Genomic DNA, 26,816 nt, shown 5'->3' on the forward strand with positions numbered 1-26,816 from the left:
GCAGCTCTTTAGGGATTTTGGGTAGCTCGCGTAACGCAGGTTTCTTTTTGGTTGGCATACATGCACCTCTTACTCATGTTATGCCCGAACACAAAATTTCTGACACCCCCGGGCGAGGTCTCCCACGGTCTGTACTGTTGCAGCAGTCAGATGCGAACTGTTCGTCCCACCACCCCTTCAAGTCTAACCATACAAGCGAGCTTGCTCGCGAATGCTTTATCTCAAACACCCGATATCCGGTGGATGTACCGACCCCTTCGTGAGCAAGCTCACTCCCACAAGTCCCCGGCGCTTGACCCGCCCTTGATCTGCCTCTGATTTGCTTTTGATCTTCTACGCCGGTAGTTCAAACACCGCAAAACGCGACTTGGGTGCAGGCCGAACGTAGACGACGCGGAGTGGGTCGAGCCGCATGGATGCGGCGAGAGCGCCGTCAGGACATGGATGTCCGTTCGGCGCGGGCCCACGGAGCGTCGTCGGAGTGAGGGAACCCCGAGGAACGAGGGGCCTAGCCAGGAGCAAGCACCCTTGGTTACTTGGGGATGGTGCGACTTTCGACTTTTCCAAGTAACTCGCCGAAGGCGAAACACAAGGCCGTTAGGCCGCCCATAACAACAGCCCACACAAATATTGGATATGCCCTCGATCTAAAGCCCGCAAAGCCGCTAAACCCACCACTCTTTACGCTTTCTTTATGCCCCCCGACCCCCGTCGCTCTCGTTCCTTTACACCCCCGCTGCAGACAATTGCCCCACACGGCAGTCGCCGTATGACGGAGAGTTTTTCATGAGCGTTCTGGATGGGGTGTCACTGCTGCTCGCGGCAGGGTTATTCGTTTACTTGCTGGTTGCGCTCCTGCGCGCCGGCCGGGTCGAGGAGTAACGGCCATGCACGGTTACGACTACCTGCTGATACTGGCTTTTTTCGCCTTGGTGCTGTTGCCCGCGCCGCTGCTGGGACGGTTCTACTACAACGTCATGGAAGGTAAGCGGACCTTTCTGACCCCGGTCATGGGCCCGGTCGAACGGATTTGCTATCGCCTGTCCGGCGTCGACCCCGCGGTCGAACAAAACTGGAAAACCTACACAATCGCCCTGCTGGCCTTCAACCTGGCCGGGTTCGTCGTGCTGTTCGCCATCCTGCTCATGCAAGGCTCGCTGCCGCTTAACCCTCAAGGTCTGCCGGGCATGGAGTGGTCGCTGGCGTTTAACACCGCGATGAGCTTCGTCACCAACACCAACTGGCAGAGCTACAGCGGCGAAGCGTCCCTGAGCTACCTCAGCCAGATGGCCGGCCTGACCGTGCAGAACTTCGTCAGCGCCGCCACCGGCATCGCCGTGCTGGTCGCGTTTTGCCGCGGCATCAGCCGTCGCTCGACGCAGCACCTCGGCAACTTCTGGGCCGACATGACCCGCGCGACCCTCTACGGCCTGTTGCCGATGTGCATCATCCTGGCGCTGTTTCTGGTGTGGCAGGGCGTGCCGCAAACCTTCGCCCATTACGTGGACGCCGTGACCCTGCAAGGCACCGACCAGACCATTCCTCTGGGCCCGGCTGCCAGCCAGATTGCGATCAAGCAACTGGGCACCAACGGCGGCGGCTTCTTCGGCGTCAACTCGGCGCATCCGTTCGAGAACCCGACCATCTGGAGCAACCTGTTCGAGCTGGTGTCGATCATCCTGATCCCGGCCGCGCTGGTGTTCACCTTCGGTCATTACGTGAAAGACATGCGCCAGAGCCGAGCGATCATCGCCTGCATGCTGGCGCTGTTCCTGATTGGCGGCGCGACGGCGATGTGGTCCGAGTACCAGCCAAACCCTGCGCTGAACATCGCGTCGGTCGAGCAGACCGCACCGATGGAAGGCAAGGAAACCCGCTTTGGCACAACGGCCACCGTTCTGTGGGCCGCGACCACCACGGCGGCGTCCAACGGTTCGGTCAACGGCATGCACGACAGCCTCAACCCGCTTACCGGGATGATCGCCCTGGCCAACATGATGGTCGGCGAAGTGATCTTCGGCGGCGTCGGCGCGGGCCTCTACGGCATGTTGCTCAACGTATTGATCGCGGTGTTCCTCGCCGGCCTGATGATTGGCCGCACCCCGGAATACCTCGGCAAGAAACTGCAGGCCCGTGAGGTCAAGTTGCTGGTGGCGACCTTGATCGTGATGCCGGTCGGCGTGCTGGTGTTCGGTGCGCTGGCAGCCTCGTTGCCCGGCCCGGCAGGTGCGATCAGCAACCCCGGCGCCCACGGTTTCAGTCAGTTGCTATATGCCTACACTTCGGCGACCGCCAACAACGGTTCGGCCTTCGGCGGCTTCAGCGCCAACACCACCTTCCACAACCTGATGTTGGGCCTGTCGATGTTCATTGGCCGCTTCGGCTACATCCTGCCGGTGCTGGCCCTGGCTGGCAGTCTGGCCGCGAAGAAGACCTCGCCGCTGGGCCAGAACAGCTTCCCGACCCACGGCCCGCTGTTTGTCACCTTGCTGACCGTGACCATCCTGCTCGTGGGTGGCCTGACGTTCCTGCCGACCCTGGCACTGGGACCGATTGCCGAACACTTGAGCCTGGGCTTCTGAGGACCACACCATGAACATGCAAGCCCCCGTAACAAAAAGCCCGGACAGTAAAAACTCGGACTCTAAAAGCCAAGCCAGCAAGACAGACGGCCATGACGCGCAGCCTGCATCGAATGCATCGGCGAAGACCGGGCTCGCCGCGCTGTGGCGCCCGGCGCTGGTCCAGGCGTTCATCAAGCTCGACCCGCGCCAGCTGCACCGTGCGCCGGTGATGCTGGTGGTCGAACTGACCGCGATTCTGACCACCGTTCTGTGCCTGATTCCTGATCCAGCCGTTCCAACGTCCGTCGCCGTGCAGATCGCGATCTGGCTGTGGTTCACCGTGTTGTTCGCCAACTTCGCCGAAGCCTTGGCCGAAGGTCGCGGCAAGGCCCGCGCCGACAGCTTGAAAGCCGGGAGCGAAGGCCTGAAAGCGCGGATCCAGGGCGCCAACGGTAGCTACCAGATGGTCAACGCCGCCACCCTGCGCAAGGGCGATGTGGTCCGCGTCGAAGCCGGGGAGATGATCCCGGGCGACGGCGAGGTGATCGAAGGCATTGCGGCCGTCAACGAAGCGGCGATCACCGGTGAGTCTGCGCCGGTGATCCGCGAGTCCGGCGGCGACCGTTCGGCCGTGACCGGCAACACGCGACTGGTATCCGACTGGCTGCTGGTGCGGATCAGCGCCAACCCCGGCGAATCGACGCTGGACCGCATGATCGCGCTGGTCGAAGGCGCCAAGCGCCAGAAGACCCCCAACGAAGTCGCTCTCGACATTCTGCTGATCGGCCTGACCCTGATCTTCCTGCTGGTGGTCGTGACCCTGCAGCCGTTCGCGCACTTTGCCGGCGGTAACCTGCCGCTGGTGTTCCTGGTGGCGCTGCTGGTCACCCTGATTCCGACCACCATCGGCGGCCTGCTCTCGGCCATCGGCATTGCCGGCATGGATCGCCTGGTGCGCCTCAACGTGATCGCCAAGTCCGGCCGTGCGGTAGAGGCGGCGGGTGACGTGCATGTGTTGCTGCTGGACAAGACCGGCACCATCACCTTCGGCAACCGTCGTTGCGCGGCGGTGTATGCCGCGCCGGGCGTGTCGGCCAAAGAGCTGAGCGAAGGCACGCTGCTGGCCTCGCTGGCGGATGACACCGCCGAAGGCAAGTCCATCGTCGAGTACCTCCGCGGTCTGCACCCGATGACCGAGCCTGCACCGAGCCAGTTGACGGCGGTGCCGTTCACCGCAGAAACCCGCTTGTCCGGCGTTGACTACGAAGGCCGCGTGTACCGCAAGGGTGCGGTGGATTCGCTGCTGAAATTCCTCGGCCGTGACCGCAGTGACCTGCCGCCGGTACTGGCGCGGGAGATCGACAAGATCGCCAAGACCGGTGGTACGCCGTTGCTGGTCTGCGGCGATGGCAAGCTGCTGGGCGCGATTCATCTCAAGGACGTGGTCAAGCCGGGCATTCGCGAGCGCTTCGAGGAACTGCGCAAACTGGGCATTCGCACGGTCATGGTCACGGGCGACAACCCGCTGACGGCGGCAGCGATCGCGGCAGAGGCGGGCGTCGATGACGTGCTGGCCGAAGCCACTCCCGAGAAGAAGCTGGAGCGCATCCGTCAGGAGCAGAACGACGGGCGTCTGGTGGCGATGTGCGGCGACGGTGCCAACGACGCGCCAGCGCTGGCCCAGGCCGACGTCGGCATGGCGATGAACGATGGCACCCAGGCGGCGCGGGAAGCGGCCAACATGGTCGATCTCGACAGCGACCCGACCAAGCTGCTGGACGTGGTGCAGATCGGCAAGGAATTGCTGGTAACCCGCGGCGCCCTGACGACCTTTTCCATCGCCAACGACGTGGCCAAGTATTTCGCCATCCTGCCGGCGCTGTTCGCGGCGATCTATCCGCAACTGGGCGTGCTCAACGTCATGCACCTGGCCAGCCCGCAGAGCGCGATTCTGTCGGCCATCGTGTTCAACGCGCTGATCATTGTCGTGCTGATCCCGCTGGCGCTGCGCGGTGTCCGGGTGCAGGCCGCCAGCGCGGCGCATCTGCTGCGCCGCAACCTGTTGGTCTATGGCCTCGGCGGGCTGGTCGTGCCGTTCGTGGGCATCAAGGTGATCGACCTGCTGTTGACCGCCCTGCACCTGGTTTAACCCGTTGATCGCGCCGTGCGGTGACTGATCCCGCGCGGCGCTCACTTCGAATGAGGAATGAATGATGTCCAGCGTATTGCGTCCGGCCGTGAGCCTGATCGTTTTGATGACCCTGATCACCGGCTTGGCTTACCCGCTGGTGGTGACCGGCGTCGCCCAGGTGGCGTTTCCGGATCAGGCCAATGGCAGCCTGGTCTACGACGACCATGAAAAAGTGCGTGGCTCTGAACTGATCGCACAGAATTTCACCGGCGAAGAATGGTTTCACCCGCGTCCGTCTGCCGGGGCCTTTGCCACCGTCGCCAGCGGCGCGAGCAACCTGGCGCCGAGCAATCCGGCGCTGGCGACCCGAGTGACCGATGATGCCGCCAAAGAGAAGGTCGACAGCCAGGGCCCGGTGCCGCTGAACCTGCTGACCACGTCGGCCAGCGGTCTTGATCCGCATCTGTCGCCAGCCGCGGCGCAATACCAGGTGGCCCGCATCGCAGCAGCGCGGAACCTGCCTGCCGAGTCGGTGCAGAAACTGGTGGCGGACAACACCCAGACCTCGCTGATCGGCCCGCCGGTGGTAAACGTGCTGGACTTGAATCTGAGTCTGAATCGGTTACCGTCTGGCAACGTCGTGAACTGACGCCAACGGTCGACGCCACACGCGCGCACATCACCCCGCATCAGGACAACTTTTCGTGAATTCAACCACCCGCGCCGACGCTTTGCTGGTCAATCTTCCCCGGGACGATCGCGGGCGGCTGAAGGTGTTTCTCGGTGCCGCGCCGGGCGTGGGCAAGACCTACGCCATGCTCCAGGCCGCGCACACGCAGATGCGCCAGGGCGTTTCGCTGCTGGCCGGGGTCGTCGAGACCCACGGCCGCGCCGAAACCGAAGCGCTGCTGGGCGGTTTGCCCCAGCAACCCATGGTCCGTTCCGAATACCGCGGGGTCATGCTCGAAGAGATGGACCTGGACGGTATTCTTGCGGCGAAGCCCAAACTGGTGCTGGTCGACGAGCTGGCCCACAGCAACGCGCCCGGCAGCCGCCACGCCAAACGCTGGCAGGACATTCAGGAACTGCTCTCGGCGGGGATCGACGTTTACACCACGGTCAACGTTCAGCACCTGGAAAGCCTCAACGATCAGGTGCGCGGCATCACCGGCGTGCAAGTGCGCGAAACCTTGCCGGACTGGGTGTTGCAGGAAGCCTACGAACTGGTGCTGATCGACCTGCCGCCCCGAGAATTGCTGGAGCGGTTGCGCGACGGCAAGGTCTACGTGCCCGAGCAGGCCCGCGCGGCCATCGATGCGTTTTTCACCCAGACCAACCTCACCGCGTTGCGGGAAATGGCCATGCAGACCGCCGCCGCCCAAGTCGACAACGACTTGGCGCTGGGCTATCGGCAGTTGGGCCAGGCGGCGCCGGCGGTACGCGGTCGTCTGTTGGTGGGGATCGACGGCGATGCCCAGGCCGAGCGCTTGGTGCGCCACGCCAGCCGCGTCGCACAACGTCGGCACCTGCCGTGGAGTCTGGTGCACGTCGACAACGGGCGCTTTTTCGATGAGCTGGCCCGCAGCCGTTTGCAGAATGCCCAGCAACTGGCCGAACGCCTCGGCGGGGAAGTGGTGGTGCTGCGCGCGCCGGAAGTGGCGAAGACGCTGATTCAGCACGCCACCGAACGCCGCGCGAGTCTGGTGCTGGTGGGCCAGTCGCGGCCTTCGCTGCGGCGTCGGGTGTTGGGCGGTGGGCTGGCGTCGCGCCTGTTGCGCAACGCCCACGGTCTGGAAATCAACGTCCTCGACAGCGAGTCGCGCCCTGATCAGCCGCAATCCACTTCGCCGCGCAATCTGGTCTGGTTTGATTACGCCCTGGCGCTGGTTGCCACGGTCGGCGCCAGTGCCCTGGCCTGGGCGGTGTCCAGCTGGTTGGCGCTGCCGAATATCTCCCTCGTCTTCCTCGCCGCCGTGTTGCTGGTGGCCGTGCGCAGCAGCGTCGGCCCGGCGATGGTCTGTTCGGTGCTGTCGTTTCTCGCCTATGACTTTCTGTTCATCCCGCCGAACTTTTCCCTGAGCATCCAGCGCGAAGAAGACGTGCTGACGCTGCTGTTCTTTCTGTTGATGGCGGCGCTGACCGGCAATCTCGCCGCTCGCCAGCGTCGCCAGTTGCAAGCGCTGCGGGACACCCAGGAGGAGACCAGCGAACTGCTCGACCTGTCCCGTCGCCTGACCGCCGCCACCGATCGCCAAGCCGTGCTCAGCGCGGCCGATCATCACCTGGCCGGGTGGAGCGAGTTGCAGCTGTGCGTGCTGGACAACGACCGCGAGCAGGGCTGGAAGGTTGAAGTGGGCGGGCCGCTGGAATTTTCCGAATTCGAACGCGCAGCGGCGGACTGGGCCTGGCAGCACGGGCAACCGGCGGGCAAGGGCACTGGCACGCTGCCGTCGGGGAGTTGGTGGTGGTTGCCGCTGTGGGTAGACGACGCGCCGATGGCGTTACTGGGGATTCGTGCGAAGCAGGGCCAGACTTTCAGCTCTCAGCGGCGACGTCTGCTGACTGCGTTAAGTCAGCCATTGGGTCAGGCCCTTGCCCGGGCGCGACTGGCCGAAGACCTCGAGGCCGCGCGTTTGCACGGCGAGACCGAACAGCTGCGCAGCGCGTTGCTGGCGTCGGTCTCCCACGACCTGCGCACGCCGCTGACCGCCATGCGCGGCAGCATCGACAGCCTGCTGGCCCTGGGCGAGGCGATTCCGCTGGAAGACCGTCGCGAGTTGCTCGAAGGCACCCGCGACGAGGCCGAGCGTCTGGATCGCTACATTCAGAACCTGCTGGACATGACGCGCCTCGGTCATGGCGCGCTGAAGCTGGCGCGGGACTGGGTCTCACCGGGTGACATCGTCGGCAGCGCGCTCAATCGCCTGCGTGCGGTGCTCGCGCCGCTGCAAGTCATGACCGAATTGCCGGCGGAATTGCCGCTGCTGTACGTGCACGCCGCGCTGATCGAGCAGGCGCTGATCAACGTGATCGAAAACGCCGCGCGCTTCTCGCCGGTCAACGGCCGTCTGCAGATGGCGGTGAGCGTGCAGAACGAGGAGATTATTTTCGCCGTCAGCGATGAAGGGCCGGGGATACCCGAGAACGAACGGGCGAAGATTTTTGATATGTTCTACACCGCCGCGCGGGGAGACCGAGGCGGGCAGGGCACGGGGCTGGGTCTGGCGATCTGTCAGGGCATGGTCGGCGCCCACGGCGGGCGGATCAGCGTGGACGACGGCATCGACGGTCGCGGCACCTGCATCAGCCTGCACTTGCCGCTGCAGGCGCAGCCCGAAGCGGAAATGGACCAGGCGGTCTGAACCCGCTTTGCGCTACGCTGACGTTCTTTCGGTACCGACCCTTTTCTTCATGACAGGACACCCATGAGCCAGACGGCGACTATTCTGGTGATCGATGACGAGCCGCAGATCCGCAAGTTCCTGCGCATCAGCCTCGCGTCACAAGGCTACAAAGTGCTGGAAGCCGGCACCGGCACCGACGGCCTGACCCAGGCCGCATTGAATAAACCCGACCTGCTGGTGCTCGACCTGGGCCTGCCGGACATGGACGGGCAAGACGTGCTCAGCCAGTTTCGCGAATGGTCGACGGTGCCGGTGCTGGTGCTGTCGGTTCGCGCCAGCGAGGGCGAAAAAGTACGCGCACTGGACGCCGGCGCCAACGACTACGTGACCAAGCCGTTCGGCATTCAGGAGTTTCTGGCGCGGATTCGTTCGCTGTTGCGCCAGGCGCCCGAGAGCGGTCAGGTGGAATCGGCGGTCGTCATCGGCCCGCTGAACATTGATCTGGCCTACCGCCGGGTGTCCCTGGGCGATGCCGAAGTCGCCCTGACCCGCAAGGAGTACGCGGTGCTGGCGCAACTGGCGCGGCATCCCGGACGGGTCATTACCCAACAGCAACTGCTCAAGGACATCTGGGGCCCGACCCACGTCGAAGACTCCCATTACCTGCGCATCGTGGTGGGCCACCTGCGCCAGAAACTCGGCGACGACCCCGCCGCGCCGCAGTACATCGTGACCGAAGCGGGGGTTGGGTATCGGTTGGTGAATGCGTGAAGGATCAGACGCCGCGGGGCAGCCTTCGTGGGACCGGCTTCAGCCGGGAAGGCGTCGGTGGTCACACCGCGTAGGTGCTGGCTGGAACGCCGACTTTGTGGGACCGGCTTTAGCCGGGAAGGCGTCGGTGGTCACGCCGCGTGATTGATGGCGTTCGCGCTGGCCTCTTCCCGGCTGAAGCCGGTCCCACTAATTGATCGCATGCATCCAGTGGGTCTGGCTGAAACGCCGACTTGTGGGACCGGCTTTAGCCGGGAAGGCGTCGGTGGTCACGCCGCGTGATTGATGGCGTTCGCGCTGGCCTCTTCCCGGCTGAAGCCGGTCCCACTAATCGATCGCATGCATCCAGTGGGTCTGGCTGGAACGCTGACTTGTGGGACCGGCTTTAGCCGGGAAGGCGTCGGGTGTAACAACCTCAATGCTCCTGCTCATATCGATCCAGCGTTTCCCTGGCGATCTGCCGCCCGAGCGCGATCAGCTCTGGCGCTTTGTAGAATTCGAAGAACCGGCACACGCGCTTCGGCACGTTGATCAGGATGTCGGGCGGGTAGCCGGCGATTTTGTATTGCGCCAGGGAGGTCTGCATCACCTCGAAACTCTGGTTGATCAGGTCCAGCAGCGACGCGGGGCCGACGTTGTCGATGATGATCGAGCCGCTGGCCGATCTCGGCGTCCCGGCCTGGGTGGGCGCGGCGGAGGGTTGCTGGCCCTGGGGGTCGGCGGATTCGATATCGGCCATCAACCACGGATTGCCCGTCAGCGCGGCGGCGCTGGGCTTGAGCCTTTCCTGCGCCAGACGCAAACCGTCCTCGCCGGTCAGGTCCAGTTTGCGGCGGAACGGCAGGTGCGAGCCGATGGAGCTCATCAAACCGTCGATACGCTTCTTCACCGCCGGCGGGCGCTCGATCACCGGCAAGGTGTAATGCTTCTGGGTCGTTGAATTGAGGTTGACCGCAACGATCAGATCGCAGTGGCTCGACACCACCGGCACGATCGGCAACGGGTTCAGCAGGCCGCCATCCACCAGCGTGCGGTTGCCCTGAACCACCGGGGTAAACAGGCTGGGGATCGCCGCCGAGGCGCGCATCGCCGAATGCAGATTGCCTTCCTGAAACCAGATTTCCTGCTGGTTGGTCAGGTCCGTGGCCACGGCGGTGTAGGGGATCGGCAGGTCCTCGATATTGATCTCGCCGACGATGTCGCGAATCTTGCCGAACACCTTCTCGCCACGAATCGCCCCCAGCCGGAAACTCACGTCCACCAGCCGCAACACGTCCAGGTAATCCAGGCTTTCGATCCACGCCTTGTACTCGGGCAGCTTGCCTGCCGCGTAGATCCCGCCGATCACCGCGCCCATGGAACACCCGGCGATGCAGGCGATGTCGTAGCCGCGGTGTTCGAGCTCTTCGATGACGCCAATGTGCGCGTAACCCCTGGCGCCCCCGGAGCCCAGGACCAGCGCGATGCGTTTATTCATGTGCGTTTCCCACTGTCAGCGTTCAGGCGGCGCGCAGGGCGGCCGATTCATCACACACCAGCGTAACGCCAACGGCCCGAAACGGGTATTGTGCATCGCCCGGGTGTGGCACTTTTACATCGCCGCACCGTCAAAGCCGCATCAATGATTTCCTTAGTTGAGGTAACACCCATGAAAGCCTGGATCTGCCTGCCCCTGTTGGCATTGGTTCTCACCGGTTGCGCCGGTAAAACGGCCTACCGCGACAGCTGTGCCACCAACCTTGACGCAGCCTGGCACGAGCTCGATCTGGCCAAGGCCGAAGGTTTCGCCGGCACGGTCAGCTACTCCAAGGCCCTGTCGCTGCTGACCGGCGCCAAGACCCAGCAGCAGTTCGAAGCGTTCGAGGGCTGCTCCGAAAAAGCCGAGAAAGCCCGTTTCTACATCCGCGAATCCCGCGCCGGTCGCTAAAATCGTTCCAAAGTCCGCAGCCATCAAGCGGTCTCCCTGTAGGAGTGAGCTTGCTCGCGAAGCATGCTGTCAGTCGCCATCAAGCTGACCGGGATAACGCCCATCGCGAGCAAGCTCAGTCCTACCGTCCTGTTTAGCTCCACCCTGATGAATCCCTCCATCCCGCTCTGGCGAAAAGGCCTACGCTGACCTTACAGTGGCTGCACGTCTGGCATCGTCTGCAGTCCTATTAGCCATGAGCAGTCGCCTGGGGAGGCCTTCCGATGGGCAGAAAACTGGATGCGTGTCTCAACGCAATCAATGAAGTGATGCTGGGCAAGGAACCGCAGGTGCGCCTGGCGCTGACCTGCCTGCTCGGCGGCGGGCATCTGTTGATTGAAGACTTGCCCGGCATGGGCAAAACCACCCTCAGCCACACCCTCGCGCGGGTGCTCGGCTTAAGCTTTCAGCGCATTCAATTCACCTCCGATCTGCTGCCGGGCGACATCCTCGGCACGTCCGTTTTCGATCGTGACACCGGGCAGTTCACCTTCCACCCCGGACCGATCTTCGCCGAGCTGGTGCTGGCCGACGAAATCAACCGCGCCACGCCCAAGAGCCAGAGCGCGCTGCTCGAAGCCATGGAAGAGGGCCAGGTCACCATCGAGGGCGCCACCCGTTTGCTGCCCGATCCGTTTTTCGTCATCGCCACCCAGAACCCCTTCAGCCAGGGCGGCACCTTCGCACTGCCGGAATCGCAACTGGACCGCTTCCTGATGCGCCTGTCCCTAGGTTATCCCGCGCGCTCGGCGGAGAAAGCCCTGCTGCTGGGGGAATCCCGTCGCGATCTGCTGCCGCGCATCGAGCCATTACTGGACCACGCCGAACTGGCCTTGCTTCAGCAGCAGGCGCGGCAGGTGCGGGCCAGTGACGCCCTGGTCGATTACGTGCTGCGGCTGGTCGATGCCACGCGCAGCCAGCCGCAATTCGCCTACGGCCTGTCGCCCCGCGCGAGCCTGGCGATCCTCTCGGCGGCGCGAGCCTGGGCATTGCTCGCCGGGCGCGATTACGTGATTCCCGAAGACGTGCAGGCGATTCTGCCCGCTGTCATCAGTCACCGCCTGCGCGAGCGCACTGACCCGACCGGGCATGGCGGCGGGGCGCTGGTCCAGTGGCTACTGCGCGAGGTGCCGGTGCTGTGATCGAACGCTTCAAACCGGTCTGGCAGCGCTGGGTGGGACGCCGCATTCCCCCGGCGTCGCGGGTCGAACTGGATCACCGCCGAATCTTCATCCTGCCGACCCGGGTCGGCGGCACCTACGCGCTCATTCTGTTTCTGTTGCTGCTGGTCTCGATCAATTACCAGAACAGCCTCGCCTACGGCCTGACCTTTCTCATGCTGTCGGTGGGCGTGCTGGCCATTCTGCACACCTACCGCAACATCAGCGGGCTAATCCTCAGCGGCGGCCACGCGCGTTCGGTGTTCGTCGGCGAACCGGTGCAACTGCGCCTGCGTCTGGAAAGCACCGGCCATGGCCATCAGGCGATTGCCCTGGGCTGGGACAGTGAACAACTGGAGCAGACCGACGTCGAGGCCGAGCGTCTGGTCGAAGTCGGCCTGACCCTGCCGGCGCTCAAGCGCGGCTGGATGCGGGCCCCGCGTTTGCGCGTGGAGAGTGTGTTTCCGCTGGGGATTTTTCGCGCCTGGAGCTGGCTGGACCTGGAACAGACCGTGCTGATCTATCCGCAGCCCGTGGCCGGCACGATGCCGCTGCTGCAAGGCGTGCAGCCCCATGCCGAGGACGACGGCCACGCGACGACGGGGCCGGGCGTCGATGATTATCAGGGCCTGCGCCTGTGGCGGCCGGGCGACTCGATGCGGCGCATGCACTGGAAAGCCTGGTCGCGGGGGCAGGGGCTGATGGTCAAGGAATTCAGCGACCTCAGCGGTCACGACCTGTGTCTGGACTTCATGGCCCTGGGCGGGGATATCGAAGAGCGGCTGTCGCGCCTGTGCTACTGGGTGCTGGAATTGTCCCAGCGTCAGCAGCCGTTCGCGCTGCGGCTGCCCGGTTTTATCTCGGCGGTGGACAGCGGCGACGCTCACCGTGAAGCCTGTCTGCGCCAGTTGGCGCTGTACGGGGTGCGGGCATGAAAGGCGCGGCGCGATGACCTCCTCAAGCCTGGCCAAACCGATCCCCCGGGTCAGCCTCAATTGGTTGCTGATTGCCCAGGCGCTGGTGATCGTGCCCTTCGCCTTGCACGTGCCGGTGGCGCTGATCGTGCTGTGGCTGGTCTGCTCGTTCTGGCGCATTCAGATCTTCCGCATGCGCGTGAGGATGCCCGGCACCTGGATCAAATCTGGACTGCTGGTCGGCACCGCCGGGGGCATCTATCTGGCGCGGGGCAGTTTGATCGGTCTGGACGCAGGGGCGGCGCTGCTGATCGCGGCGTTCATTCTGAAGATGCTGGAAATGCAGAACCGTCGCGACGCGCTGGTGCTGATCTTTCTTGGCTTCTTCTGCATCGCCGTCGGTTACCTGTTCGAAGACTCGCTGCTGTTGGGCCTGTTTACCCTGCTGCCGATCACCACGCTGCTGGCGGCGTTAATCGGCTTGCAACAGTCCGGCATCTCCAACAAGCCCGCGGCTACGCTGCGGCTGTCGGCCAAACTGCTGTTGCAGGCCGTGCCGCTGATGCTCCTGCTGTTCCTGTTTTTTCCGCGCCTTGAGCCGCTGTGGTCGTTGCCGCAACCCAGTAACAAGGCGCTGACCGGGCTGTCCGACAGCATGGCGCCGGGGGACATCGCCGAGCTGAGCAAATCTGCCGATCTGGTCTTTCGCGCCAGTTTTGAAGGCCCGCTGCCGCCTCGCAATCAGCTGTACTGGCGCGCGCTGACCCTGGAGCAATTCGACGGCAGACGCTGGTCGCAATCCTCGCGGGCGCAAGTGCCGGATGCGCCGCTGTGGCGCCGGGAAGGCGAGCGGGTCAGCTACAGCGTGGTGCTGGAACCGACCGGCAAGCCGTGGCTGATGACCCTCGATGTCGGCCAGACCGATCTGGCCGGCGTGCGCCAGATGAGTGATTTCCGCTGGCAGCGGCGGCGACCGATCGAGCAATCAATGCTCTACAGCGTCGAATCCTGGCCCGACGCGGTGCGCGAGACCGTGCTCAGCGACGGCGCGCGCTTGCAGGCCCTGCAACTGCCGGCCAAAGGCAATCCTCAGGTGCGCGAATGGGCCGCGGACCTGCATCGCCGCCACCCCGGCACCGACGCTGTAGTGGACGCGCTGCTGTCGTATTTCACGTCGCAGCCGTTCCGCTACACCCTCAAGCCCCCGGCGCTGGGGGCCAACAGCATCGATGACTTCCTGTTCGGCAGCCGTGCCGGTTTCTGTGCCCACTACGCCGGCGCCATGACATTTGCCCTGCGCGCGGCGGGTGTGCCGGCGCGGGTGGTTGCCGGTTACCAGGGCGGCGAGCTCAACCCGGACGGCAATTACCTGACCGTGCGCCAGTTCGATGCCCACGCCTGGGTTGAATACTGGCAGCCGAACGTGGGTTGGCACAGCGTTGATCCCACCGCAGCGGTGGCGCCCGCGCGGGTCGAGCAAGGGCTTGAACAGGCCCTGGCGGCGGACGAAGACTTTCTCAGCGATTCGCCGATGTCCGCCCTGCGCTATCGGCACCTGGCCTGGGTCAATTCAATCCGCATGAGCTGGGACAACCTCAATTACGGCTGGCAGCGCTGGGTGCTGGGGTATCAGGGTCAGCAGCAACTGCAGGTGCTGGGCCGCTGGTTTTCCGGGTTTCAGGCGCCCGTGTTTGCTGGCGGCGCGGCGGTTATTCTCGGGTTGCTGGCGCTGTGGCTCTTCAAGCCGTGGCGCCGTGAAAGCGATTCGCAGCTGCGCCTGTTCAACCAGTTCGAACGTCTGCTCGCCCGGCAGGGTCTTAAACGTCAGCCGGGTGAGGGCGCCCAGGCCTTTGCGCAGCGTGCTGCCGCGCAACTGCCGGCCCACGCCGGGGCGATCAGGGATTTTGTCCACGAGTTCGAGGCCCAGCGCTACGCCGGGGCAGACGGCTCGGTTGGTGCATTGCGTCAGCGCCTGAAATTCCTGCGCCGCAGCCTGCCGTGGCGTTTGTCCACTGCGAGGGGCAAGCGGCCGTAAGTCATCAGACATTCATCTTCAACCTAGGAGTGTTTCATGTCAGCGATGGTCGATCACCTGGTCGCCGAGATTATCGGCCTTAACATCAAGCTGCTTGCCTGCCACGCGCGGTTGGAGGTCTCCACCGACAGTGAAGCGCTGCACGACCTGCGCACCAACGTCCGCCGCCTGCGCAGCGTTTTGCGCCCGCTGCGGGGGCTGCCAGGACTGGATCAGGTGGAAGGGGCGGCCAAGGAGGTCGGTGCGCTGACCACGCCTTTGCGTGACATGCAGGTGCTGGCGGCGTTCCTCGATGAACAGGGTCTGCCCCAGGCGGCGGCCAAGCGCGAGCAATACCTGAAAACCGCGTGCCCGAAAGTGGCCAGCTCTGCGGAGCTCAATCGTCTGTTCGGCGTGCTGGATCAATTGCCGGCCCTGCTGCGCACTCAGGAACGCCATGGCCTGCTCGACAAGCTGGAGCAGCGCATTGAAAAGCGCCTGGACAAACAGTGGAAGCAACTGCGCGAAGCCATGGGCGACCCTGCCCATGATCGCCATCGCCTGCGCCTGTTGATCAAACGCGTGCGCTACGCCGGCGAGGCCTACCCGGAACTCAGTCATCAGCCAAAGAACATGGAGCGCCGGTTGAAAGCGGCCCAGGGCGCTCTGGGCGATTGGCACGACCACCTGCAATGGCTTGAGCAGGCGCGGCATCAGGCGGATCTGGCGCCGTGCGTGGCCGGGTGGGAATTGGGCATTCATCGTGCCGAGCAAAAGTCTGATCAGGTTCTGGAGCGTTTGTACAAGGCGTGCTTCGGCAAACATTCTCCACGCTGACGCTGGCTGGTCCGCAGGATTGGCGCTTATAAACCCTGTCCTGCGGCGGCTGCCTCGTTACCATTTGCCCATCCCGTCTGCCACCCTGGAATGCCCATGAAATTCTCCGAGCTGCTTGACGCCGTCCGTGCCCATCCCGAATCCGTCAGCATCCCCGCCTCATGGGCACAGGGGCGGGCCTGCTTCGGCGGGCTGATGGCGGCGCTGATGTATGAAGCGATGCGCGCGAAGGTCTCGACCGAGCGGCCCGTTCGGTCGCTGGCGATCTGTTTCGTTGCGCCGCCGGCCATCGACACACCTATTTCGTTTGAGGTGGAAGTCCTGCGCGAAGGCAAAGCGGTCAGTCAGGTCTTGGGCCGGGCGATCCAGAACGGTGAGGTCATGACCCTGATTCAGGGCAGCTTCGGCGCGCCCCGCGAGTCGATGATTTCGGTTCACGCCGAGCCGGCCCCGGTCTTCAAACCGGCGGACGAGATCCAGCCGTTCCCGTTCGTGTCCGGCGTGATGCCGGAATACCTGCGCTTTATTGATCTGCGTTGGGCGCTGGGCGGCCTGCCGTTTTCCAACACACCGTCACCGGCGATTGGCGGCTATGCACGGCTGCGCGATGTGGAAGAGGAGCCCTTGACCGAAGCGCATCTGCTGGCGCTGGTCGATACCTGGCCGCCTGCGGTGCTGCCCCATCTGAACAAGCCGGCGCCGGGAAGCTCATTGACTTGGACGATCGAGTTTGTGCAGCCGTTGCCCTCGATGACCACCCATGGCTGGACGCAGTACCGAGCGGTGATCGAGCATGCCCGCGATGGCTACGGTCATACCGCAGCGGCGCTGTGGACGCCAAAAGGGGAATTGGTGGCGATCAGTCGCCAGACGGTGACTGTCTTTGGCTGATCAGATCAGATCAGAGTTGAGGTTGCTGACAACGTCACCAGGTGACGCATCTCTGTATCGGGCAAAAGCCAGCGGCCTTATTGGCCTCTGGCTTTAATGGCTTGCGCGGCAATCAGACCCAGCACACCGATGGCGGCGGACGTCAGGCTGCTGTTGAACGCGCCGTCCAGCAGGAGCAAGCCGGAGACGATGGACAGCGGGAACGCCAGCGAGGACAACACGGCGTTCGACGGCAGACCGTCCTTGCGCGATGGGTTGAAGAATTCGCCGATGTGAAGATCCGTAATGAACTTGGGCATGACGCTTACCTCGGTGAAACGTGAACAAGAAGTGTTTTCGATAGAGGTGAGAATAGGCCCGGAGGTTCACTTCGGCGAATCGAGGATTGCTATCAGCCTGATAGGCAGGACGTGCCGGAGCAATCGCAGGGGCGCGAGACAATCAGCCCTGTAATTTCAGCTGCCCGATGGCCGTGTTCAAGGCGCCGGCCAGTGTCGCCAGCTCATCGCTGGTGCCGGCCGAGTCCACTGTTTGTCGGACGGTGCGCTCGGTCACGTCGCGGATGCTTACCACGGCCCGGTTCATTTCTTCGGCGACCTGGCTCTGTTGTTGCGCGGCTACCGCAATCTGAGTGTTGCTCTCGCGCATCTGCGCCACCGCTTCAGTGATCGCCGTCAGCGCCTGACCCGCTTCCCGCGCGCGCTGCACGCAGTCGTCGGCCTTGTGCGAGCTTTCCTGCATGAAATCCACCGCATCGCGGGTACCCGCCTGCAGAGTGCAGACCATGGTGGTGATCTCGTCGGTGGACGTCTGCACCCGGCGCGCCAGATGTCGCACCTCATCGGCCACCACCGCGAAGCCGCGTCCCATCTCGCCAGCGCGGGCCGCTTCGATGGCGGCGTTGAGGGCGAGCAGGTTGGTCTGTTCGGCGATGCTGTGAATCACGCTCACGACGCCGTTGATTTTCTGACTGTCCTCGGCCAGCCGCTGGATCATCCCGGCCGTCTGCTGCACCCCGCTGGACAGCCCGGCAATGGACGTCTCTACCCGATCAACCACGGCTTTGCCGGTGCCCGCGAGCCGGTCAGCGTTCCGGGATTGATCACGGGTGGCACCGGCGTGTTGAGCGATGTGGTGGACGGTGGCGGTCATTTCATTGATGGCCGTTGCCACTTGATCGGTCTCGCTCTGCTGGCCGAGCATGCCTCGGCGCACCTCGCTCATGCCCGACGCCAGTTGGCCCGCGCCTGCATCCAGGCGGGCGGCGGAGTGGGCAACGGTGGTGACGATGCGTTGATAACCGGCTTGCATGGCATTGAAGGCCTTGGCCATCTGCCCGACTTCGTCCTCACCGGCCAGGGGCACGCGCGCCGAGAGGTCGCCGCTGCTTTCTACCTGCAGCATCACGTCTTTGAGGGTGTTGAGGTGGGTCAGCAGAAAGCGGATCAGCAGTTGCGACGCGCCGAGCATGGCGAGCATCAGAATGAACACTGCGACGGCGTACTGGACGAAACGCACCTCCACCCATTGCAGCAGGTGTGGCGCAGCGGCGAGCACGGCGATGCGTTGGTCACCGCGCTGGATGACATAGGCGCCGATCAGTGGCGTACCGTCTGTGTCGGAAACACCCGTCAGGTCAGTCCAGCCGGTAACCGGGCTCAGCGAGGGCACGGGCTGACCTTTGAACAGCGGCACCTGTCCCGCTGGATACGTCAGACGGTGGGCTGCAGCTGGCAGTGATTGCCCGGCGGGCCACGCGCTCAACAACTGTGCCTCGGCCTGCGCGGCGGCTCTGGCATCGTTGGCGCGGGTGTGTTGTTCCAGCTGCAGGGCGTAAAGCACCAGCAACAGCGTGGTCAAAAACGCAACGGCGTTGACCGCCCAGAACTTGTATTTCAGCGAAACATTGCTCAGCCAGCGGGCCATGGTGGAAGTCTTCTGTGGGTGCACGAAATAAGGCAGGGTGCCATCATTTTGTGCGCTTTAAAGACGCTAAGCGTTGATCTGGATCAATGGGTGTTTATGGGATGACAGGTCAGACGGCGCTCCTGTCGTTTTGACCTGCGGAACAAGGCAGAGCCTGTTGTTACGATGCGTGAACGGCAGCTTCCACCGCCGGCAAGGAAAAAAACGCCAGAGCGCAATTGGTGGTGTGGGCCGCAACGTCGTCCGGGCTTTCGCCTCGGTGCAGCGCCACTTCGCGCAGGACCTCGGGCAGATAGGCCGGTTCGTTGCGGCCGTTCTTTGGTTTGGGCCGCAAGGTGCGGGGCAGCAGATAGGGCGCGTCGCTTTCCAGCATCAACCGGCCGCGGGGAATTTCGCGGACCAGCGGGTGCAGGTGCGTGCCCCGGCGCTCGTCGCAGATCCAGCCGGTGATGCCGATGTGCAGATCCAGGTCCAGATAGTTGAACAGCGCGCGTTTTTCCCCGGTGAAGCAATGCACCACCGCCGCCGGGAGCTGATCGCGGTAGTCCCGCAAAATGGCGAGCAGGCGCTCGTCGGCATCGCGCTCATGGAGAAACACAGGCAATTGCAGCTCAACGGCCAGTGCCAAATGCGCTTCCAGAACCTTTTCCTGCTGCGGGCGAGGGGAGAAGTCGCGATTGAAATCCAGCCCGCATTCACCCACGGCGCAGACGGTCTTTTCACCCAGCAGCGCCCTGAGCTGGCTCTCGGTTTCGCCCGTCCAGGCGCTTGCGGAGTGCGGATGAATGCCGGCAGTGCTGAACAGACGTTGGCCGCTTTCATCGAGCCGGCGGGATAACGCCAAGGCCTGTTCGCTACCTTCGACGTCGGTGCCAGTGAGGATCAACTGGCCGACGCCGGCGGCGTACGCGCGTTCCACCACCTCATGTTCACGGGCGGCGAAGCTGGGGTTGGTCAAGTTGACGCCAATGTCTATTAGTTGCATGGTGCTACCTCAGGCCGGAGGCCGAGAAGAATACCAGAGCGATTGAAGCGATAAAAAACAAGCAGGCTCAACTGCTTGGAATACCCAATCCTGTGATCCCGCTTTTGTTGACGCATGCCGCGATGCACGCGACGAGCCGTTCAGCTGCGCGACACAGACTTCAAGCCCGTTTTTTTCGGCCTTTCATCGGAGCGTCAATGATCCGAGCGTCCCTGTTTTCCCTGATGTGCGTCCTGGCCGTGCCCAGCCACGCGTCGCCGCGCCCCGCCGGCCCGCCGGTGGTGATCAAAAAGAGTCAGGTGCGCGACCTGCCGGCAATTCGCAGCGGCAAAGTCCTGCGGGTGCTGGTCAATCAGAGCCGCAACAGCTCCGCCGAAGTTCAGGGTGAGCCCGTTGGCGTCGAGTGCCGTCGCTTGCAGGCGTTCGAAACCTACCTCAACAGCCACGCCCGCGACGGTCAGAAGATCTCCCTCAAGCTCATTCCCAAAGCCAAGGACCAGCTGCTCGCCGCGCTGCAGCGGGGCGAAGGCGACATGGTTGCGCCGGGCGAACTCCTCGACGCCAGCGCCGCCCGTTACGTCGACGCGTCTGAACCGGTGGTCGCCCAAGTGCCGCTGGTGGTGGTGGGCGTCAAGGGTGAGCGCGGCCTCCGGCGTCCCGAACAGCTCTCGGGCCGCACGCTGATGCTCACCAGCGGCAGCGCCGCCGATGAGGCCATCCTGCAGCTGAATCAGAAGCTGGCCCTGCGCAAGCTGCCACCGGTGAAGATCGAATGGGTTGACCCGAGTCTGGCCGTGGAAGACGTGCTGGAAATGGTTCAGGCCGGTGTTTATCACCTGACCGTGGTGGAGCAACCCATCGCCGAGCGCTGGGCCAAAGTGATGCCGAAGCTGCGGATCGACCGCGCTGCTGCCTTGAGCGATCCGGGGGACATGAACTGGTTCGTGCGCAAGGACGCCGTGTTGTTGCGCGGCGCCGTCGACCATTTCCTGCAAACCTACGAACCGCCGCGCAATCAGGACGCCGTCTTCCAGACCGCCTACAAGGACCGCTACCAGATCCACAACCCGCTGGCGCGCGAAGACCGTCAGCGCCTGGAGAAACTGCGTCCTACGCTGCAATTGCACGCCGACAAACAGAAGATGGACTGGCTGGATCTGGCCGCCGTGGCCTTCAAGGAGTCGGCGCTCAACCCGGTCGCCAAGGGTGGCAGCGGCGCCACCGGTCTGCTGCAGATCACCCCGTCGGCCGCCCAGCGCGTCGGCGTCGACAACATTCACGACCTCGACGGTAACGTGCAGGCGGCGAGCAAATACATGGCGCTGCTGCGGCGCAAGTTTTTCGCCAGCCCGAAAATCAACGAGCGTGAGCGCATGGCATTTACCCTGGCTGCCTACAACCTCGGCCCGGAGCGCGTGCAGGCCATGCGAGCGGAGGCGAAGCGCCAGGGTCTCAACCCGAATCAGTGGTTTTTTCAGGTCGAGCGCGTGGCCATGGAGCAGGGCGGCAAGAACGTCGTGAGCTACGTGAACAGCGTCAACAAGTACTACCTGGCGTTCGACCAGGCCCGCAGTTCATTGGAGCGTCCTGAGACCCGGTGACAGATCCAAGGATTCGATACGTATGACGCGTATCTTGCGATTTTCATATTTATAGAACCGATTAAGATGGCGCCATTCTCAACTCAAACGGAATTAACCGCCATGAATGCTCAACTTAAATCGATCTTTAACACCCACGCCGGTTTCGGCATCACCGGCCTGCGGATTCTCATCGGCATCATCCTCATGGCCCACGGCAGCCAGAAACTGTTCGGTATGTTCGGCGGCTATGGCCTGGAAGGCACTGGCCAGTACATGGCGAGCCTGGGCCTGAACCCTGGCTACCTGATGGCGTTGATGTCCGGCAGCGCGGAATTCTTCGGCGGCCTGGCGCTGTTCCTTGGCTTGCTGGCACGGCCTGCAGCGCTGGTGGTGATCGTGATGCTGGTGGTGGCGATTCTCTCGGTGCACATCCACAACGGCTTGTTCATGGCCAACAACGGTTATGAGTTCGGACTGGCGCTGATCGCCGCTGCGGTGGCGGTGCTGTTCGAAGGCGCGGGTCGCCTGTCCGTCGACCGATTGATCGCGCGTCGCTGATTCTCCCGGTCAGATCCGTAGCAGCCACATTGTTAGCAAACAAAAATCCCGACCTCTCAGAGCGTCGGGATTTTTTTACGTCCGTTTAGACAGGAGCGCGACGGTATCCGTCGATTGACAATGCCTACAGCGCTTCTCTAGGATGCCGTTCATGCGCCGATTTAAACAGCTACTTGCGGGGCGCCGGGTGACGGTCATTCGTCATCGAAATTCCGCTAAAGCGCTGGTTCGGTGTTGCCTCTCACCGCTGCCCAGCGGATCAATGAGGCAGAGAAAACGACACTATGAGCAGTCATTCCCACCCGCGTCCCCTCGTTCGTCTGGCCCCCATCGCCAGCCAGTTCAATCGTCGTAATCCACAAATCCTTCTGGGCGGCGCCCATCAGCCGACGTTGCTGCGTTACCTGGACGGCTGGCCGCGTCGCCAGGGCGGCCCGCACGCTTTCCTCATTCAATTCATCGAAACCGACGATGCCCTTGAGCGCTTCAGCAACGACCAGTTCGACCTGGCCGTGATTCAGGCGCCCGCTGCCGAGCGCGCGGAAGCGGTGATTCACCAGCTGATCCGCGTCGCCCGACAGGGTTTGATCACGCGCTGCTAACGGCTCGCCGCCTGGGTTGCAACGGCTGATCGGGATGGCGCAGGTTGAAGCGGGCACGCATACCATTGGCGTGACGGCAATGGGCGACCAGCGCGCTGCGCAGGGTCCAGTCGGTGTTGATGATGTAGAAATTCTGGATGAAGCTGTTCTCGTTCGTCGACTCGAACCACTGATCGATCTTCCCGCTCAAATCACTGGGCGCGTGCAGCGGCAATGAATACTTGGCGCACTGGATGGCGGTCAGGCTGAACTCGGGTTTGTTTTCCACTGCCACTTCGTTGACGAACGCCTTCAGGGTGTTGGTGTTGAACAGGTTTTCTCCCGGCCAGCGCTGCTTGACCCCGTCCCACAGCAGCTCGTCGCCGGAGCGCCTGTTATAGGCAAGCACGACGTTTTTGCCCGGATGATCACGCCATATGCCTTCCAGCGTCAGCCTGCTCAGCTGCCGTGGCACAGCCCTCGGGCCGAGGGTTTTGGTCAGCAGGTTCTGAAATTCCCGGTGGGTCAGTTCAGTGAAGTCCTTGAACTGATGGAAATCCAGAATGACGATTTCACGCGCCGGCGAGCCGTTCTGTTCCAGTTCTTCAAAGAATGCATGGACGCACGCCAGAATGTCGCCGGCGACCGTGCGCCCTGACGAGGTCAGGTGGAACAGCTGAAATCGCCGCGGGTCACCCTTTTCATACTTCGAATAAAACGCCACGCGCAAGTCCAGCGCGCGCACCCCTTGGCGCATTTGCTCCAGGGGCGCGACGTCCTGGGCCATCTCCTGGGGGACGGCGAGGTTGGGTGACAGCTTGTCGCTGCCGGCATTGTGGGCGCCGGGGAGGATGAGTTGGTCAATGCGCAACTGCGCGAGTTCGGGGATGTGCGCCATCCAGTCGAGATGGGGCGGACGGGGTGAAGCCGGTGGGTTGAGGGGCATACAGTCATTCCTTGACGTGTGGTGAGGCTCCGAGGGCGGAGCGGGTTGAGCGGTCATTCTCGCTCGGAAGTCCTTTTCTGGAGTGTGGCCGCCGCGTCACCGACGTCAACCAAGGCAGTTCTTCAGGTCTGTTACCCCATGTGAATGGCGGCGTGCGCTCATCTGACTTTCAGCACCACGCGACCGCGCACGGGATGCTCGTCGAGGTGGTTGTGCGCCTTGCCGAACTGCTCGAAGGGCCAGGTGCGGTGGATGTCCGGCTTGAGCAGACCCTTGGCCGTCAGCTCGTTGATAGCGTCCAGTGCCCGCTGCAGCGCCGGGCCATTCTGCTCGATGCCCAGCTCCGGCTTGCCGGTGAAGTTTTCCAGGCAATGCACGTGGAAGCGCATGTTCTTGCGGAATGCCTGCTGCGCCGGGAAAGGCGTTTTGTTGCCACCGCGCAGGCCGTACAGCACCAGACTGCCGCGGGGCGCCAGCACGTCACCGAGCATCGACATCTGCATGCCGCCCAGTCCGTCGAACACCGCTTCGATGCCATGGCCGTGGGTCAGCGACTCGATGCGCAGGCCGATGTCATCCTCGTCGGTGACGATCACCCGATCGGCGCCGTTCGCCAAGAGGTAGTCACGGTCTTGCCCATGGGGCGTCGCCGCGATCACCCGCAGGCCCAACGCCTTGCCCAACTGCACGAAGGCAATGCCGGGGCTGTACGTCGCGTCGGTGACGAGCACGGTCTGGCCCGGTTGCACGTTGGCAAGCTCGACGAAGGCAAACCAGGCCAGCAGCATCGGCGTGTAGTGAACGCTGGCTTCCACCGGCGTCAGTGCGTCCGGGTAAAGGGTCAGCGCGTTGCGCGGGACCATCACGTGGTCGCCACACACCGGGTACTGGTTGGCGCTCATGGCTTTGAAGCTCGCCACCTTGTCGCCCACCTTCAAGTCGGTCACGCCAGCGCCCACCGCTTCGACGACGCCGGCCATTTCACTGCCCAGACCCGCTGGCAGTTGCACCGGTGCCAGTGACAGGTTCTGCCGCCACAACACGTCGTCCCAGCTGATGCCGATGGCTTCGGCACGAACCAGCACTTCCTGTGGGCCGGGGGACCGGTCAGGCTGCTCCTCGCAACTGAGCACATCGGCTTTGCCGAAGCGATGAAATTTGATGGCGCGTGACATTGTTGACCTCGATGCCTGTCGTTGAGTGTTGCGACGACTGTATCGATGGGGGCCACGGGGCACTATTTCTGTCGGTCGATACCCGTCATGCCTGCTATCAATTCGCGTTGACGGCTTCGCTGGCGTGAGCGCTTATTTGCCCCAGGCCCGTAAAGCATGTTCGACGAACTGCCGCACCTTGGGCAGGCGATAGCGGTCCTGGGGGTACATCAGCCACAGCGTGCGGCTGGGCGGTTGATAATCCTGCAGCAGTGGCACGAGCTTTCCGCAGGCGATGTCCTCGCTGATCAGCACGTCGGGCAGCATCGACACGCCCATCCCGGCGAGCACGGCCTGGCGCAGCGCCGGCGTGCTGTTGACGATCATCGAGCCCGACACCGGCACCTCCATCACGCCGTCGGGCCCGGTCAGGCGCCATAATTTGTCGGCGGCACGCCAGTCATCGCCAGCGGGGTAGGCGAACGCCAGGCAGTCGTGGTCGCGCAGGTCATCGGCGGTTTTCGGTGTACCCCGACGCTTCAAATAGGCGGGAGCCGCGCAGATGGTCAGGGTGTAGTCCTGCAGGGGGCGGGCAATCAGGGCCGAAGATTCCGGGGTGCCGAGGCGGATGGCGGCGTCGAAACCGTGCTCGATCAGGTCCATCGTCTGATTGCTGAGCACCACCTCCACCTTGATCTCCGGGTAGCGCTGGACGAAATCGCTGAGCAACGGCGCCAGGCGTTCGGCACCGAAGGCTGGCGGGGCGGTGACGCGCAAGGTGCCGCTGGGCTCGGTCTGGGCCTGTTCGGCCACGCGCTCGGAATCATTCACCAGCCCCAGTACTTCGACGCAACGCCGGTAGTATTCGAGGCCAAACTCGGTCAGGTTCTGCCGGCGCGTGGTGCGCTGCAACAGGCTCACCCCGAGGCGCTGCTCAAGTGCTTTCAGGTGATTGCCGACCATGGTCGTCGACATTTCGCATTGGCGCGCGGCCGCGGTCATGCTGCCGCCTTCCACCACTTTGACGAAGACCGTCATCGCCAGAAATATATCCATTATCAAGCCCTGATTTAAAGTCACTGAAGGATGGCGGTCTTTATACATCAGAACGGGCTAACGATACTGGCCTCACTTACCCGTGATGGAGCCACCGACATGACCGCCGCCTGCCTGATGAACACCTACAAACCCATGCCGTTGAGCTTCATCCGTGGCGAAGGTGCGCGGCTGTGGGATGACAGCGGCCGTCAGTACCTGGACGCCGTCGCGGGTGTCGCGGTGACCAACGTCGGCCACAGCCATCCAAAGATTGTCGCAGCGATCAGCGAGCAGGCCGGGCTGCTCTTGCACACGTCCAACCATTACCGCATCGACTGGCAGCAGAAGCTGGCGCAACGTCTGACCCGGCTGTCGGGCCTGGAGCAGGTGTTTTTCAACAATTCCGGCGCCGAGGCCAACGAAACCGCGCTCAAGCTGGCGCGTTTGTATGGCTGGGCCAAGGGCATCGAGCATCCGCTGGTGCTGGTGATGGACAACGCCTTTCACGGCCGCACCCTCGGCACGCTGTCGGCCAGCGATAACGGCGCCGCGCGGCTGGGTTATCAGCCGATGTCGGGGGAGTTCGTGAAAGTGGCGTTCGGTGACATCGTTGCGGTTAAACAGGCGACGTTGGCGTATGGCGAGCGCATCGTCGCGGTGCTGGTCGAGCCGATTCAGGGCGAGGGCGGTGTGGCGTTGCCGCCGCCGGGCTATTTAAAAGCACTGCGCGACCATTGCACTCAAAACGGTTGGCTGATGATGCTGGATGAGATCCAGACGGGCATGGGTCGGACGGGGCGCTGGTTTGCGTTCGAGCATGAGGGGATCGTTCCCGATGTGATGACGCTGGCGAAGGCGCTGGGCAATGGCATTCCCATTGGCGCGTGTCTGGCGACGGCGGCGGTGGCGCGGCTGTTCACGCCGGGCAGTCATGGCAGTACGTTTGGCGGTAATCCGCTGGCGTGTCGGGTGGGTTGTACGGTATTGGATATCGTTGAGGATGAGGGGCTTTTGCTCAATGCGGCGGTGCAGGGGGAGCGGTTGCTGGCGGGCCTGCGCGCTGGGCTGGCGGGGCATCCTGATGTGGCGCAGGTGCGGGGGTTGGGGTTGATGATCGGGATTGAGTTGACGCGGCCGATTCGGGATGTGTGTCTGGTGGCGGCGCAGGAGTATGGGGTGTTGATCAATGTGACCCGTGGGCAGACGATTCGGCTGTTGCCGCCGTTGGTGATTGATGGCGATAAGGCGGACCGGATTGTGGCAGGCGTCGTAGGGGCGCTTCGCGGTTGAGGTTTTTAAGATCAAGATCAAGATCAAGATCAAGATCAAGATCAACGACCTTAAGATCAAGAGCGTCTGCCTGGGGGCAGACGTTTCGCCTTCGGCGAGGGGACTGTCAGATTTTTTGTGTGCGGGCTGGTAGCGGCCTGCCGTTAGGCAGGCCGTGCTTTTA

At 63.4% G+C, this 26,816-nt stretch carries 23 protein-coding genes; 16 read left to right on the top strand and 7 right to left on the bottom strand.

Annotated features, from left to right (window positions below; all coding sequences use genetic code 11):
- Positions 1–786 precede the first annotated feature (786 nt).
- The 6 genes from kdpF to ACYASU_RS18440 all read left to right on the top strand — a co-directional run bounded on the left by kdpF (position 787) and on the right by ACYASU_RS18440 (position 8,810).
- The gene (kdpF, locus tag ACYASU_RS18415; protein ID WP_037009437.1) at positions 787–882 is read left to right on the top strand and encodes a K(+)-transporting ATPase subunit F; all 96 of its coding nucleotides are present in this window, start codon (positions 787–789) and stop codon (positions 880–882) included.
- 5 nt (positions 883–887) lie between these two features.
- Entirely contained in the window at positions 888–2,582 is a 1,695-nt protein-coding gene (kdpA, locus tag ACYASU_RS18420) for a potassium-transporting ATPase subunit KdpA (protein WP_463583628.1), read from the top strand.
- A 10-nt stretch (positions 2,583–2,592) separates the two neighbouring features.
- Complete coding sequence (kdpB, locus tag ACYASU_RS18425) at positions 2,593–4,713, top strand: potassium-transporting ATPase subunit KdpB (RefSeq protein WP_463583629.1); 2,121 nt, start codon at positions 2,593–2,595, stop codon at positions 4,711–4,713.
- Between the two features lie 64 nt (positions 4,714–4,777).
- Positions 4,778–5,344 carry a potassium-transporting ATPase subunit KdpC gene (gene kdpC, locus ACYASU_RS18430; protein ID WP_463583630.1) on the top strand — a complete coding sequence of 189 codons (567 nt, stop codon included), beginning with the start codon at positions 4,778–4,780 and terminating at the stop codon, positions 5,342–5,344.
- A 55-nt stretch (positions 5,345–5,399) separates the two neighbouring features.
- Positions 5,400–8,057, top strand: a complete 2,658-nt coding sequence (locus ACYASU_RS18435; RefSeq protein WP_463583631.1) for a DUF4118 domain-containing protein — start codon at positions 5,400–5,402, stop codon at positions 8,055–8,057.
- Between the two features lie 63 nt (positions 8,058–8,120).
- Entirely contained in the window at positions 8,121–8,810 is a 690-nt protein-coding gene (locus ACYASU_RS18440) for a response regulator (protein ID WP_463583632.1), read from the top strand.
- A gap of 415 nt (positions 8,811–9,225) precedes the next feature.
- Here the strand turns inward: ACYASU_RS18440 and ACYASU_RS18445 are convergent, their stop codons facing one another.
- On the bottom strand, positions 9,226–10,287 hold the full coding sequence (locus ACYASU_RS18445; protein ID WP_463583633.1) for a patatin-like phospholipase family protein: 1,062 nt from the start codon (positions 10,285–10,287) through the stop codon (positions 9,226–9,228).
- Between the two features lie 171 nt (positions 10,288–10,458).
- On the opposite strand from ACYASU_RS18445, the gene ACYASU_RS18450 reads away from it, so the two are divergent.
- The 6 genes from ACYASU_RS18450 (at position 10,459) to ACYASU_RS18475 (ending at position 16,592) form a co-directional block, all read left to right on the top strand.
- On the top strand, positions 10,459–10,737 hold the full coding sequence (locus tag ACYASU_RS18450) for a hypothetical protein (RefSeq protein WP_062381160.1): 279 nt from the start codon (positions 10,459–10,461) through the stop codon (positions 10,735–10,737).
- Positions 10,738–11,000: 263 nt separating this feature from the next.
- Complete coding sequence (locus tag ACYASU_RS18455; protein WP_463583634.1) at positions 11,001–11,918, top strand: AAA family ATPase; 918 nt, start codon at positions 11,001–11,003, stop codon at positions 11,916–11,918.
- Entirely contained in the window at positions 11,888–12,871 is a 984-nt protein-coding gene (locus tag ACYASU_RS18460; protein WP_463583635.1) for a DUF58 domain-containing protein, read from the top strand. Before ACYASU_RS18455 ends, ACYASU_RS18460 begins: the two co-directional genes overlap by 31 nt.
- 13 nt (positions 12,872–12,884) lie before the next feature.
- Positions 12,885–14,885: a transglutaminase TgpA family protein gene (locus ACYASU_RS18465; protein WP_463583636.1), complete on the top strand. Its 2,001-nt coding sequence runs from the start codon at positions 12,885–12,887 to the stop codon at positions 14,883–14,885.
- Positions 14,886–14,921: 36 nt separating this feature from the next.
- Positions 14,922–15,701 carry a CHAD domain-containing protein gene (locus tag ACYASU_RS18470; protein WP_463583637.1) on the top strand — a complete coding sequence of 260 codons (780 nt, stop codon included), beginning with the start codon at positions 14,922–14,924 and terminating at the stop codon, positions 15,699–15,701.
- A 96-nt stretch (positions 15,702–15,797) separates the two neighbouring features.
- A complete protein-coding gene (locus ACYASU_RS18475) occupies positions 15,798–16,592 on the top strand; it encodes an acyl-CoA thioesterase (protein ID WP_463583638.1) in 795 nt (264 codons plus the stop codon).
- A 77-nt stretch (positions 16,593–16,669) separates the two neighbouring features.
- On the opposite strand, the gene ACYASU_RS18480 is transcribed toward ACYASU_RS18475, so the two are convergent.
- From ACYASU_RS18480 to ACYASU_RS18490, 3 genes are all read right to left on the bottom strand, one after another.
- Positions 16,670–16,891: a hypothetical protein gene (locus tag ACYASU_RS18480; RefSeq protein WP_192172193.1), complete on the bottom strand. Its 222-nt coding sequence runs from the start codon at positions 16,889–16,891 to the stop codon at positions 16,670–16,672.
- Positions 16,892–17,033: 142 nt separating this feature from the next.
- Positions 17,034–18,518: a methyl-accepting chemotaxis protein gene (locus ACYASU_RS18485; RefSeq protein ID WP_463583639.1), complete on the bottom strand. Its 1,485-nt coding sequence runs from the start codon at positions 18,516–18,518 to the stop codon at positions 17,034–17,036.
- Positions 18,519–18,678: 160 nt separating this feature from the next.
- Positions 18,679–19,503, bottom strand: coding sequence for a TatD family hydrolase (locus tag ACYASU_RS18490; protein ID WP_463583640.1), 825 nt, complete (start codon positions 19,501–19,503; stop codon positions 18,679–18,681).
- Between the two features lie 197 nt (positions 19,504–19,700).
- On the opposite strand from ACYASU_RS18490, the gene ACYASU_RS18495 reads away from it, so the two are divergent.
- The 3 genes from ACYASU_RS18495 to ACYASU_RS18505 all read left to right on the top strand — a co-directional run bounded on the left by ACYASU_RS18495 (position 19,701) and on the right by ACYASU_RS18505 (position 22,246).
- The gene (locus ACYASU_RS18495; RefSeq protein ID WP_463583641.1) at positions 19,701–21,104 is read left to right on the top strand and encodes an MltF family protein; all 1,404 of its coding nucleotides are present in this window, start codon (positions 19,701–19,703) and stop codon (positions 21,102–21,104) included.
- A gap of 102 nt (positions 21,105–21,206) precedes the next feature.
- The gene (locus ACYASU_RS18500; RefSeq protein WP_192172189.1) at positions 21,207–21,644 is read left to right on the top strand and encodes a DoxX family protein; all 438 of its coding nucleotides are present in this window, start codon (positions 21,207–21,209) and stop codon (positions 21,642–21,644) included.
- Positions 21,645–21,928: 284 nt separating this feature from the next.
- On the top strand, positions 21,929–22,246 hold the full coding sequence (locus tag ACYASU_RS18505; RefSeq protein WP_282370964.1) for a class I SAM-dependent methyltransferase: 318 nt from the start codon (positions 21,929–21,931) through the stop codon (positions 22,244–22,246).
- Here the strand turns inward: ACYASU_RS18505 and ACYASU_RS18510 are convergent.
- From ACYASU_RS18510 to ACYASU_RS18520, 3 genes are all read right to left on the bottom strand, one after another.
- Positions 22,233–23,171: a PI-PLC domain-containing protein gene (locus tag ACYASU_RS18510; RefSeq protein ID WP_463583642.1), complete on the bottom strand. Its 939-nt coding sequence runs from the start codon at positions 23,169–23,171 to the stop codon at positions 22,233–22,235. The two genes, ACYASU_RS18505 and ACYASU_RS18510, sit on opposite strands and share 14 nt — an antisense overlap.
- Positions 23,172–23,329: 158 nt before the next feature.
- On the bottom strand, positions 23,330–24,346 hold the full coding sequence (locus ACYASU_RS18515; protein WP_463583643.1) for a zinc-dependent alcohol dehydrogenase family protein: 1,017 nt from the start codon (positions 24,344–24,346) through the stop codon (positions 23,330–23,332).
- Between the two features lie 132 nt (positions 24,347–24,478).
- Positions 24,479–25,381 carry a LysR family transcriptional regulator gene (locus ACYASU_RS18520; RefSeq protein ID WP_463583644.1) on the bottom strand — a complete coding sequence of 301 codons (903 nt, stop codon included), beginning with the start codon at positions 25,379–25,381 and terminating at the stop codon, positions 24,479–24,481.
- A gap of 99 nt (positions 25,382–25,480) precedes the next feature.
- On the opposite strand from ACYASU_RS18520, the gene ACYASU_RS18525 reads away from it, so the two are divergent.
- Positions 25,481–26,653: an acetylornithine/succinylornithine family transaminase gene (locus ACYASU_RS18525; RefSeq protein WP_463583645.1), complete on the top strand. Its 1,173-nt coding sequence runs from the start codon at positions 25,481–25,483 to the stop codon at positions 26,651–26,653.
- Positions 26,654–26,816 lie beyond the last annotated feature (163 nt).

It is taken from the genome of Pseudomonas sp. HP_12, from assembly GCF_055283955.1.